The organism is Paenibacillus sp. FSL H7-689, assembly GCF_000517905.1.
GTDB classification, from domain to species: Bacteria; Bacillota; Bacilli; order Paenibacillales; family Paenibacillaceae; genus Paenibacillus; species Paenibacillus amylolyticus.
In genome coordinates, this window is sequence record NZ_ASPU01000016.1 from 209,810 (window position 1) to 222,255 (window position 12,446).

Consider the following 12,446-nt stretch of genomic DNA (forward strand, 5'->3'; position numbering starts at 1 on the left):
CATGCCAACTTTGTCATGCACAGCGGACGTTCGGGGGTGGTAGGGCCTTGGTGCTCTCTTGTCCTCCGATTTCTTTTGCCCACCGCTCTTGCGGTTGAAATCGGATGCCAAACTCGCTCCTGCGGCTCCTCCCTCCCCCTCACTGCTTGCGCACCTGCCCGCTCTTACAGCGCTCGCTGCTCGCCCCTTACTCCTCCGCTGCGCTGATCTGCTTGCCCCAGACCGCCACACCGTGGTCATCGAGGCCTGTCACCACAAGCGTGGGCTGGCTTCGCTCCCAGTCCCAGGACGGGAGCAGCTTCAGCTCTTCTATGGAGGCTCCGCCCCATGGGCTTTCTTTCCACTTCAACGTCAGTGTTCGTTTGTCATCAAAGGTCCAGGTTCCTGAACCTTTTTCGCTTTTAATTTTACCGTTGCTTGTTAGGGTATAAGGCACGGCTTGAATCTGCCCGTCCACGGACGGATCAAGCGCCATACCTTCCCACTCCCCCGCAATCATGGACTTCGGAATGTCCTGTGCAGTCTCACCTGCATAACGTTCAGGTGAAACGACAGGCCAGCCGTCCTTGGTCCATAACATTTTGCGTACATGCAGATATGGCCAGTTTTTATCCGTCTCGCCCCGTGCATGATGCACGATGTAATAATCGTCTCCGTCCTTCAGAACGGAGTTATGTCCAGGCGCAACCCAGCCCTCACCTTCCGTGAAGCGATAACCGCCGAGAATTTTGGTGCCGATCTCATATTGCGGCAGGTACTCTGTATCCAGCATGTTATTGCCGTTTATGTCCGTGTACGGTCCTGTGATTGAATCAGCACGCGCAACCCGCACGTTATAATCTTCGAACAAGGAATCATACGAGACGAACAGATAATACTTTTTGAATTCCGGGTTATACACAATGTATGGACCTTCCACTGCGCCCTCTTCGGTAGCACGATCACGAGCGGCAATACGGGTACCATAACCCTCTTCCTTGAATTTCCCCGTGTCCGGATCAAGTGGCGCAATATAGATGCCGTCAAAGAATGAACCATATACCATCCACGAATTGCCCTCAGCATCTACGATGGGATTAGCATCAATGGCATTTAATTTGTCCTGTTCATTCGCAGAAGTTTTCACAACCAGTCCTTCATCAGTCCATGGACCTTCGGGAGATGAGGATGTCTGAAGACCAATAGCCGACTGGGTACTGCCAAAAGAAGAAGCCGAATAATACATCCGATAGGTATCACCAGCCTGAATCACATCCGGTGCCCACAGATTGACTGCACCTGTCCAATCCAGCGCTTCTTGCGGAATGCCCGGCAGAGCCTGACCTACCCACTTCCAGTGGATCAGATCATCTGATTTACGTACCATGACGCCGGGTTTCGCTTCTCCTGCTACACGAACGTCTGTGGAATAGACGTAGTATCCCTGGTCTGTTTTGATAATGGCCGGATCATGCGCATTGTTCACCGTCCAGCGTGATTCATCGTCCAAAATGGAAGTGTCATACAACTGAGTATCTTGAGGAGCTTCAGGAAAGACGGGACGGGACACCGTTTCTCCTGCTCCAGAACAACCAGTAGCTCCAACAACCAACAATAACAACATGGAAGCAACCACTCCTTTTCCTGAATTCGACCACCGTCGGAATTTCTTCCGCTGGTTCATCCCTTCACTCCCGAAATCGCAACCGACTCAATAATCTGTTTCTGGAAGATCAGGAAGATGATTAATACAGGTAACAGAGCCACAATCGACGCCGCCATAATAAGCGGGTAATCGGTTTGAATCGCATACGTAGCATTAAAGTTCGCTATAACGAGCTGTAACGTCTGCTTCTCCGGTGAATTCAGATAAATAATCGGTGCCAGATAGTCGTTCCAGATGCCCATGAACCAGAGAATCAGCTGTGCAGCAATCGCTGGTTTGATAAGCGGGAACGTAATACTGGAGTACAACCGAAAGTAGGAACTACCATCAATCTTGGCCGCCTCAATAATCGCATCAGGTACACTAAGCAGGTATTGGCGCAGGAAGAAGATCATGATTACGTTACCGAACAGGCCAGGAACGATCAGTGGCAACAGCGTATCCACCCAGCCCAGCTTTGCAAACATGATGAATTGCGGGATCATGACTGTTGGATAAGGAATCATCATGGATGCCAGCAACGCGAGAAACAGTTTGTTTTTGTGCGGGAATCTTAACTTGGCAAAAGCAAAGGCAGCGATACTGGACGTAAACGTACCCACCACCGTTACACTCACCGCAACGATGAGGCTGTTTTTGATCCCGCTGAGTAGGGGACCGGCTTCCCAGATTTCTTTATACTTACCAAATTGGAACACTTCAGGTATCCATACAGGCGGAAGCGCGAACACATCCTGCTTCTCCTTCAATGACGTGGACAACATCCAGATCAGTGGTGCAATCATCGCAATCGCCCCAATCGCGAGTACGATAAAGATGATCGAGTTTGTTAATTTCCTCTTTTGACTGTAAGACATCTCCGGTTCACTCCTTTCCTTGACAATCAATCCCCATCATAGGCTGATTTTTCGTTCATTTTGAATTGCACCAGGGTAATGACAAAAATGAAAATACCAAGAATCATGGCCATCGCTGAGGCATAACCCATCTGCAAGTTACTGAAGGCTTTCTGCCAGATGTAGAAAACGATCGATGCCGAAGAATATTCAGGACCACCCGTAGGTGTCATAATGTTCATCTCGGTGAAGATTTGGGAACCGCCAATGATATTTGTAACAATGAGGAAAAAGGTAACCGGCTTCACCATAGGCCAGGTGATATTGCGGAAGATTTGGAACCCGTTCGCTCCATCCAGCTCAGCCGCTTCGTAGTATGTACGTGATACACTTTGCAGTGCCGCCAAGTACAATAACATTGTGTATCCCAGACCCTTCCACACCGTCATAATAATCAGAGCCGGTTTGACCGTGTCTTTGTTCGCGAGCCAGTTAGGCCCTTTAATCCCAAACAGATCAAGGAACTGGTTCACCAGACCGTAATCTCCGTTATACGCCCAGTTCCACATGATGGACACCGCAGCGAGGGAAGAAATAACTGGAATGTAATAGATCACACGGAATGTCGTTGTGCCGGGAATTTTACGATTCAGACCCATTGCCAGCAACAATGCGAGCAACAATCCAATCGGAATACCAAGCATCAGGAAGAATGTATTAAACATCGCTTTGTAGAAGAGGTCATCCGTGAGCAAATCCTTGAAGTTGGCCAAACCGATAAAGTTCATCTGTCCCAGTCCGTCCCAATCCGTAAAGGAACCATAAAGGGAGTAGAGGAACGGGAACATGACAAAGATCAGCAATCCAAGAATCGGAGGTAAAATAAACAGATATCCGTACAGCATCTCTTTGCGATACAAACTCGATTTCGTAATCACGGCGTTCACCCCTGTTTCTAGTATCAGCATGTGGCATTCTTCGATTGAACCTTGTCGATCAACGAATGCCACATGCCCGTATGGAATCCAATAAGTTCCAATACGAATGATGCCAGCAGCATGATTGCAGGCTGCCGGCATCACCCTTTCCTATCTACTATTTCTGAGATTTCTTTTCTTGTTCAACCGCTTTGTCGAGCAGTTTTTGCATTTTCGGTTGTTGCTGCTTCACATAGTCTGCGGCTGTAATCTTGCCATCCAATACCGGCTGGATGTCCGTGAAGAACAGGTCATACCATTCCGCATTGTACGTGTAGTTACCTGGCAGAGCCCGGCCGTAATCTTCAACAATATCAATGAATTCCTGTTTGTTGGCTGGTTTCGTGGATGTATCTTTGGCCCACTCGTCTGCCATATCAAGCAAGTTCGGAATTTGTACCTTGGCATCTACCAGTTGCTGCATGCCTTCCTTCGAAGCCGTAAGGTAGTTCACCAATGCTGCTGCTTCTTCTGGATGTTTCGTTTTCGCGGATACTCCGATTCCCAGAGATCCAATCCACGTTGCCGATTTGCCAGTCGACCCCGCAGGGAAAGGCAGCAAATCATAATCGAAAGGTAATTTCTCAAATGTACTCATATCCCATGGGCCTACAGGGAAGAAAGCCATTTCACCTTTCATCCAGCGTTGATACGTATCCAATGTTTGCGCTTCCTCAATGGAAGGTGTAATTTTGTATACGTTCTGCATATCCGCGAAGAATTGCAGTGCTTCAGCGAATTTCGGATCATCAATCGTTACTTTTGTTTTGGTCTCATCCAACCAATCCCCACCGTTGCTCCATACAAAGGATTGCAGTGCCCACTGTACGTTGAATCCAGTACCGTATACATCCGGTTTACCATCTCCATTGGTATCCTTGGTCGCTTGCTGGTTCACCTTGATGAACTCTTCCCATGTGTATGGTTTATCCTTGTCAGGGAGTGGGATGCCCTCTTTTTCAAACAACGTTTTGTTGTAGCCCAGTGCAAATGGCCCCAGATCCTTCGGCATACCGTAGATATCACCTTGACCTGCCATTTGGCCGTCATAACGATACAGGTCCACGCCGTATTTCCAGATATTATCGAGATCAACATCCGGATTGTTTTCAATATACGAAGTGAGGTTCATCAGCACATTGCTGTTCACATACGCTTTCACGTCACCCGGATTGATATAAAATACGTCAGGCAAGCTGTTGCCTGTAATTGCCGCTCTTAGCTTGGTTGCATATTGATCCGCAGCCGTTACGATAATTTTGACTTTCACACCCGGATGATCTTCTTCGAATTTCTTGACCACCGCTTGGTATGCTTTCTGCTCATCAGTACCGCCGCGGAACATAAACGTTAACTCCTTGTCCCCACTTGCACCGCTGCTTCCTCCGCAACCTGCGAGTACCAGCGCACTTACCAGCATAAGAAGCATAAATGTGACCCAATTCTTTTTCTTTACCATCTGAACCCCTCCTGATCTGGACTTGTAACCGTATTCAATTGGATGAAATAAGATTTCTGTTGTTAAATTTATCAAATCCAGATCACTTTAGTCAACACTTTTATAAAACATTTTATATTTATATAAAATAAATCAGTATTTCGGCCAGCCACTCGAGTCCCAAAGCAAGTCATTAATCAGCAATTTCGGATTGCCATTATCCTCTGCATCATAGGCATGTCTTGCGATGACATTGCCGTTGTACACGTCCTGACCACCTGGACCTTTCCATTTTACATTGCCTGTATCCAATATCGTTCCGCCACCATTCAGCATATTAACTCCGTTTTTGTCCACATAAGGGCCTGTTATACTGGTCGAACGTCCATAGACCATTTTGTAGGTACTGTTCACACCTTGGCAGCAAGAATCAATGGAAGCAAACAGGTAATAGTAGCCTCCACGATATACAATACTTGGTCCTTCAATAGCACCTCCGTTATTCGGGCGCGCAGCAATGGAAGTTATACTTCCCGTCGGTTTCATCGTGTTTTTGTCCAGCTTGACAATCTTCAGGCCACTCCAGAAAGAACCAAAGGCCAGCCACGGATTGCCTGAAGCATCAATGACCAGATTTGGATCAATGGCATTATAATTATTGGCGGTCGTGGTTTGAAGCACCAATCCTTCATCCTTCCATTGCCCTGCCCCAATGCTGTTCGCAGAAGCAAGACCAATCGCAGACCGATTGGAGCCAAAGGTGGAGATCGAATAATAGAGCCATACTTTTCCGTTATACTGCTCTACATCCGGTGCCCATACATCCAATCCGCTTTGTCCCGGAACGGCAGAAGCCCACCAGGATGGCTTACTTAAGAAGATTTGTGGAACACGATACCAGGACGAACCATTATCGGATTTCAATACTTGAATGCCCGGGCCGGTTGAAAAGGTGTACCAGGAACTGCCCTCTTTGATAATCGACGGATCATGAACAGCCGTATCTCCGGTCAGATTCCAGAATGCCGCCAAAGCTTTTGACTGACCTGCCAGCAGTAATACCATCACAAGTAATGCCGGTAACGCCAACCGTTTCCACTTAAACCTCTTCACATTGCTTAACTTTTCCAAACCAAACTCCACCTTTCCTGTTCAAATGGTTAATTAGGTTCATGAAGTATTGAATCAATTTAGGTATAATAGGATTATAAAAGCGGTTACATGACATTTCAATGGTATATTTCAAATATATGTGAACTGATTAACACTTATTTTAACCGGAATAGTGGACAAAATATAGGTTATATTTTCGTATTTGCGCTATATACAAGGGTTTTGGCTTCTATTTCTCCACCCTTCCCTTCCATGAGGGAATGATTTATAATTATCTGAAATAAAACATATAAATGTGCAAATGTCTGTGTCGAAGACTTTGTTCAGAACGGGGAAAGGAAATCCACCTATGATTTATATTAAAGATCTGATGTCGGGTGTGAATATCTTCAAAGCGCTCAGTTCGGAAATCCGGATTCAGATCATCGAGCTGCTGGCCAAGAACCAAAGTCTTAATCTCAATGATCTTGCAACCAAGCTTGGACTGAGCAATGGCGCTATCACAATGCATATCAAGAAGCTTGAAGAGAGCGGATTGATCGAGATCAACACCGCCGTTGGCAAACATGGAATTCAGAAGATATGTTATCTCAATGAGGAAAAATTGATGGTTGATCTGCGTTCACAAGAGATTAACAATCGTTATGAGGTGGAAATTCAGGTCGGTCATTACAGCGATTATCAGGCTGCACCTACATGTGGTCTCGCTACCCGGGACAGCATTGTTGGAGAGTTCGATGATCCGCGGTACTTTGCTGATCCACTGCGAATTGATGCGGAGATGATCTGGCTGGCCGAGGGTTATCTCGAGTATCGGATTCCAAACTATCTCAAACCTAATCAGTCCTTTAGCGAAATTCAGTTGTCGATGGAACTGGGATCGGAGGCCCCTGGCTTTTGTGACAATTACCCTTCGGATATTTACTTCTATGTCAATGGGATTGAGATTGGCTGCTGGACAAGTCCGGGGGATTTTGGCAATACACGCGGTACCTTTAATCCGGAATGGTGGCCTCCCCACTTGAACCAGTACGGCATGCTGAAGCTGATCCGGATTACACAGGAAGGCAGCTATATCGACGGATGCCGCATCTCGGATGTGACGTTGGACCAGATTGGGCTGGATTACAAAAGCGATATTCACTTCCGCATTGCGGTTACGGACGCACCTTTGAACAAACGGGGCTTAACGATCTTTGGTAAAAACTTCGGAAACTATGGACAGAATCTGCTCGCTCGGGTTCTCTATAACGTGCAAGAAGAGTAGAGCTGGCTCTGTCTATTCACTCGATATGAAGTTCGATCGATCTGCTAACGTAACTGTTCAACACAACAACAATCATGTGTCTTCGAAAGGGTGCTATCCAGCACTCTTTTTTTTGTTTCCTCTCGCCTAAGAACTTGTCCAATCATGTTGGAACAAAACATACTGGATGATATGACTCCTATAGCCCCTCTGTAATCCTCCATGTTGTTTACCCGGCGTGATATAATAATGGCCTGTAATGACAAAATGGAATAACGGGCGGGGATACCTTTTGAAATTGGAGCGATTAATCTCAATCATATACAAACTGCTGAACCACGAAGTATTGTCTGCTTCCACCTTGGCGGAAGAGTTTCAGGTGTCCCCAAGAACGATCTATCGGGATATTGATGTAATCTGTGCCGCCGGCTTCCCGGTCGTCTCCCATCAGGGACTCAAAGGCGGCTACGGCATGATGGACGGATACAAGATGGATAAAAGCTTGCTCGGTTCTTATGATGTGGATTCCCTGATCACGGTTCTGAGCAGTCTATCCACAGTATTCGAAGATGCACGTGCACAAGGCACGATTGAACGTCTGCAAACGATTGGACCGGAGCATCAAACCTCAAGACTATCGGTGGATCTGGAGACTCGCCGAACAGAACCTGATGCCCTTCCTCATCTGCGTAAAGGTATTACGGATCATCAGGTTGTCCGTTTTGACTACATCAATACAAAGAATGAACATACACCCCGCCATCTGGAACCGGTAAGACTCCATTTTAAATATCGTAATTGGTATGTATATGGATTTTGCCAGACACGGCAGGATTATCGCGAGTTCCGACTGTCCCGGATGATGAACGTGCAACTGACATCGGAACACTTCCAACCCCACCTTGAGCTTCCCCAAGAGACGGTTGGGTCAGATCCGTCATGGCAAGATCAGGTAAGTGATGTGGTATTTCGGGTGAACCCGGAAGCGCTCGCGGAAGCCATGGATCATTTTCAACAGGCAGATAAGCAATTTCACGAGGATGGAAGTATGACAATGCGTATCTCGGTTCATCAACCGTTACAAGCCAAGTGGTTATGGTCGTTTCTACTTAGTTTAGGCAGTGGCGCCGAGGTACTTGAACCGATTGAATTAAGAGACATTCTGAAAGAACAACTTCGTAACGCACTTAAGCTCTATGAAGAAGTATGACACGCTGTTGTCATACTTCTTTTTTTATAATCATCTCAGTAAGTTCATCTAATCCATCGCCAAATTAAAGGAGACGATCATCAATGAATCATCCGGAACAAATGTATAACTACCACGCATGGGCCAACCAAACCATCCTGGGCAGAATCAAGGAACTGCCCTCTTCTGTACTGAGTCAGGAAGTGAACAGTTCATATCCAACTATTGCTCACGCACTCAGCCATATCTATACAGTGGATAAGATGTGGTATCTGGTGTTAACTGGCACCGGGATGCCCGAGGCACTGCAAGCATGCATACCACTCAATAGTGAAATTCACGGTTCTGTGGATGAGTACTTCCAATGTTTTACCGACCTGTCGGCACAATACAGTGAGTGGTTACGAGACCAAGCTGATCTGGAGCAAACCATTCTACTCAATAATCCATTTGCAGGAGTTCGTGAAACCAGCTTATCGGATATCGTCATCCATGTGGTTAACCACGGAACCTATCATCGAGGCAATGTTTCTACCATGCTGCGTCAATTGGGGTATGCCTCCATCATGAATGACTATTCACTCTTTTGGTATCAGGAACCGGCTCAAGTATAGTTGACAATCGGATGGAAAATGTAAATTGTATCCCCATGACGTCGAGGGATGAATTGAGAAATTGGTTGCAGACACATGGAAAAGTTGAGAAATCTTGCTGGGTAATAATAAGCATAAAACCCGTGCCGAATACCCTGCTGTATTTGGACGTGGTTGAGGAGTCGCTGTGCTTTGGCTGGATCGATGGAGTCAAAAAGAAAATATCCGAGACTCAATTAGCACAGCGATTATCTCCTAGGAGTAAACGTAGCTCATGGACTGAATTGAACAAGGAACGTGTCCGTCGTCTTGAAAAGTTGGGCTTCATGCATGACGAGGGTAGACAGGTTCTTCCTGTTATGGAGCCGACTGCTTTCATAATTGATGGTGTGATCGAACAAAGGCTGAAAGAAGACCATCAGGTTTATGCAAATTTCATGGCCTTCCCTACCCTGTATCAAAACGTTCGGATCGATACGATCCAAAGTGTTAAGAATCAGCCAGCATTATTCCAGAGCAGATTGGATAAGTTCATAACCCACACAAAGGAAAATAAAATGTACGGTCAGTGGCATGACAACGGACGGCTCTTGAACTATTGAACTCCCCCTTTTCCCTGAGACAGCAGACAGGACCTCCCTATGAGGAGGCCCTGTTTTGGTGTTTTATATTCGGTCATGTATTAATGAGTCTGCCTGTATGTTTTGGGAGACTTGCCAAAGGCTTTCTTAAACTGGCGGGTGAAATAATTACTGTCGTTAAATCCACATTCATACGAAATTTCCGTGATGGACAGATTCCCGTTTTTCAACAAATGACATGCCTTCTCCAGACGCAACTTTTGCAGATAAGAGATCGGGGTCATCTGATAATAGGATCGAAAAATCCGATTCAGATGCCTTATGGAGATATTCGACTTCCCCGCAATATCCTCTAGCGACAGTGGCTCCAGATAATGATCTTCAATAAATGAAATGGCATTTGCCAGATGCATCAGATTATTACCTTCGATCCCTTTCTCCTGCGTATCATATTGCCTCGACAAATAAACAACCATCTCCGTAAGACGTGAGATCAACATCGTCTGATACCCTTGCTGTTTACTCTGATACTCCTCAATCATGAACGATATCAGTGATTCTACATACTCCAGACTGGAAATGGATAACGCCAATTTACTCGGAAAGGAGTGAATATTACGATAAAACGGTTCCAAAACAAACAGCGCTTGGAAGCCGTTAGATTTTCTCAGATCGGGCCCCGCCGAAGCAAGCATCTCGGGACTGAACATAATGTTACAGATCCTAAAATCATGAGGGTCTTTATACGCATGATGGGTGTCGCCATTAATCACAAATGCGTTCCCTTTTTTAATAAAAAATTCCTCGGTGTTCACCACATGGGTTGCATGACCATTCAGAACAATCACAAGTTCCGTAAAATCCATATGATTATGAAGCTCCATGTCCTCAACATGTCCACCGTACTGAATAAAAAACGGAAATTGTTGATGGTCCGAGGTAAACCATCTCAAATATGCATTACTCAAAAGCATCCCCCTCCGCAAACCATGTTGGGTTGAATGTCTATATCATGCTATTCCAGGACCGAAAAATCAAGGTTCCATATACTTATAAGCGTTATAATTCGCCTTGTAGCAGGGATTTTCAATGTGTCCAGATTCATACTAAACTCTCGAAATGAATAGGAGCATAAATGATGAAATATACCAATCCGGTCATTCCGGGGTTTTACCCAGATCCAAGTATCTGCCGTGTAGATGAAGACTATTATCTGGTAACCAGTACCTTTGAATATTTCCCTGGTGTGCCCATCTTCCACAGCAAAGACCTTGTGAACTGGCGACAGATCGGCCATGTCCTCACAACAACTGAGCAACTCCCTTTAGCGAACGCAGGCAGTTCTGGCGGTATTTTTGCCCCAACACTCCGGTACCATGGTGGCTGGTTCTATATGACAACAACCAATGTCAGCGGCGGCGGAAATTTTTATGTACGTAGCATCCAACCTGAGGGACCATGGTCTGCACCGATTTTTGTTGATCAGGGTGGCATTGATCCCTCTTTTCTCTTTGATAAAGATGGACCTGTGTATTTTCAAACGGCCTGTAACGGCGTTGAAGGTGAGGGCATCTATCAATCTGAGATAGACATCACGACCGGAGCCAGACTAACCGATAGTCGATTGATCTGGACTGGAACCGGAGGAGCAGCCCCCGAAGCTCCCCACATGTATAAAATAAACGGCCTCTATTATCTGATGATCGCCGAAGGTGGAACCGAGTATGGCCATATGGAGACCATCGCTCGGAGCACAGAGCCATACGGACCATTTGATCCGTGTCCTCATAATCCGATTCTGTCCAATCGGAGCATGAAATCCAGCATTCACGCAACCGGTCATGCAGACCTTGTCCAGATCCAGGATGGAAGCTGGTGGGCCGTATGTCTGGGCCTTCGTCCAGCAGGTTACCCCATGCGACACCATCTGGGACGCGAGACCTTCCTTGCACCTGTCACTTGGACGGATGACGGTTGGCCGATAATCGGTGTGGACGGACATATTGAACCAGAGATGACCGGACCTTCATTGCCTGAGCATCCTTGGTCACCTCGGGCTATACGGGATCATTTTGACGAACCAACTTTGGACATGAACTGGATCTTCTTACGGAACCCGGCTCCGAATAGTTGGACACTCACAGAAAATCCCGGGCAACTCATCCTGCGGGGTCAGCCGGTTTCACTCGATGATGGACAAAATCCAGCCTTTGTTGGGCGTCGATTGAGCCATTTCTTATGCAATATGGCCACCGAGCTGTGTTATGAGCCATTTGCGAGCGGTGAGGAAGCCGGATTAACCTTATTTATGAATGATAAATATCATTACGATTTGGCTGTAACACAGGTCTATGGGCAGAAGAAAATCGTATTGCGGCGAACCGTCGGCTCTCTGCGAACCGAACAGGTGCTTGACTGTGACACGGGGCCGGTTGTATTACAAATCAAGGCTGACCGTAATCACTTCACGTTCCTCTACCAGCAAGGTTCATCCGATGCCATCGAAGTGGGTTCAGGGGAAACACATCTGTTATCTACCGAAGTAGCAAGTGGTTTCACAGGTGTGATGATCGCCATGTACGCTTATGCTCCATCGGGGGAGTGTACGCCTGCAAGTTACGATTGGTTTGACTATGAACCTCTGGACGAATAATCAAACCGCAAGATCCAATACCTTTCGATCAGGTTCGTACTATGTAACCTCTCACTAATTTACCTTTCGCAGAAGCGTCGTGAATCTGGAAAGTCTAACGAACCCAGCACACGTTATTCGACGCTATTTCACTGATTGGGATTTTTAACGAATCGTAGAAGCATTATTCCTGCCT

At 46.4% G+C, this 12,446-nt stretch carries 11 protein-coding genes; 5 read left to right on the top strand and 6 right to left on the bottom strand.

Features of this window, described 5'->3' with window-relative positions; translation table 11 throughout:
• Positions 1-187: 187 nt before the first annotated feature.
• From C170_RS15980 to C170_RS16000, 5 genes are all read right to left on the bottom strand, one after another.
• Positions 188-1,603 carry an arabinan endo-1,5-alpha-L-arabinosidase gene (locus C170_RS15980; protein ID WP_036611611.1) on the bottom strand — a complete coding sequence of 472 codons (1,416 nt, stop codon included), beginning with the start codon at positions 1,601-1,603 and terminating at the stop codon, positions 188-190.
• Positions 1,604-1,659: 56 nt separating this feature from the next.
• Positions 1,660-2,502 carry a carbohydrate ABC transporter permease gene (locus tag C170_RS15985; RefSeq protein ID WP_036611483.1) on the bottom strand — a complete coding sequence of 281 codons (843 nt, stop codon included), beginning with the start codon at positions 2,500-2,502 and terminating at the stop codon, positions 1,660-1,662.
• 26 nt (positions 2,503-2,528) lie between these two features.
• Positions 2,529-3,419: a carbohydrate ABC transporter permease gene (locus C170_RS15990; RefSeq protein WP_036611613.1), complete on the bottom strand. Its 891-nt coding sequence runs from the start codon at positions 3,417-3,419 to the stop codon at positions 2,529-2,531.
• Positions 3,420-3,576: 157 nt separating this feature from the next.
• Entirely contained in the window at positions 3,577-4,917 is a 1,341-nt protein-coding gene (locus C170_RS15995; RefSeq protein WP_036611486.1) for an ABC transporter substrate-binding protein, read from the bottom strand.
• A 132-nt stretch (positions 4,918-5,049) separates the two neighbouring features.
• Positions 5,050-5,961 (bottom strand): glycoside hydrolase family 43 protein, encoded by a 912-nt coding sequence (locus C170_RS16000; RefSeq protein WP_051154000.1) that lies wholly within the window; start codon positions 5,959-5,961, stop codon positions 5,050-5,052.
• Between the two features lie 397 nt (positions 5,962-6,358).
• Here C170_RS16000 and C170_RS16005 point away from each other — a divergent pair, with 397 nt between their 5' ends.
• From C170_RS16005 to C170_RS16020, 4 genes are all read left to right on the top strand, one after another.
• Complete coding sequence (locus tag C170_RS16005; protein WP_036611489.1) at positions 6,359-7,276, top strand: ArsR/SmtB family transcription factor; 918 nt, start codon at positions 6,359-6,361, stop codon at positions 7,274-7,276.
• Positions 7,277-7,547: 271 nt separating this feature from the next.
• Positions 7,548-8,465, top strand: a complete 918-nt coding sequence (locus tag C170_RS16010) for a helix-turn-helix transcriptional regulator (protein ID WP_036611491.1) — start codon at positions 7,548-7,550, stop codon at positions 8,463-8,465.
• Positions 8,466-8,548: 83 nt separating this feature from the next.
• Positions 8,549-9,058: a DinB family protein gene (locus C170_RS16015; protein WP_036611495.1), complete on the top strand. Its 510-nt coding sequence runs from the start codon at positions 8,549-8,551 to the stop codon at positions 9,056-9,058.
• Positions 9,059-9,069: 11 nt separating this feature from the next.
• A complete protein-coding gene (locus C170_RS16020) occupies positions 9,070-9,639 on the top strand; it encodes a YdeI/OmpD-associated family protein (RefSeq protein ID WP_036611498.1) in 570 nt (189 codons plus the stop codon).
• Between the two features lie 80 nt (positions 9,640-9,719).
• Here the strand turns inward: C170_RS16020 and C170_RS16025 are convergent, their stop codons facing one another.
• A complete protein-coding gene (locus C170_RS16025; RefSeq protein WP_036611501.1) occupies positions 9,720-10,586 on the bottom strand; it encodes a helix-turn-helix domain-containing protein in 867 nt (288 codons plus the stop codon).
• A gap of 170 nt (positions 10,587-10,756) precedes the next feature.
• On the opposite strand from C170_RS16025, the gene C170_RS16030 reads away from it, so the two are divergent.
• Complete coding sequence (locus C170_RS16030) at positions 10,757-12,271, top strand: glycoside hydrolase family 43 protein (protein WP_036611503.1); 1,515 nt, start codon at positions 10,757-10,759, stop codon at positions 12,269-12,271.
• The last annotated feature ends 175 nt before the right edge of the window (positions 12,272-12,446 follow it).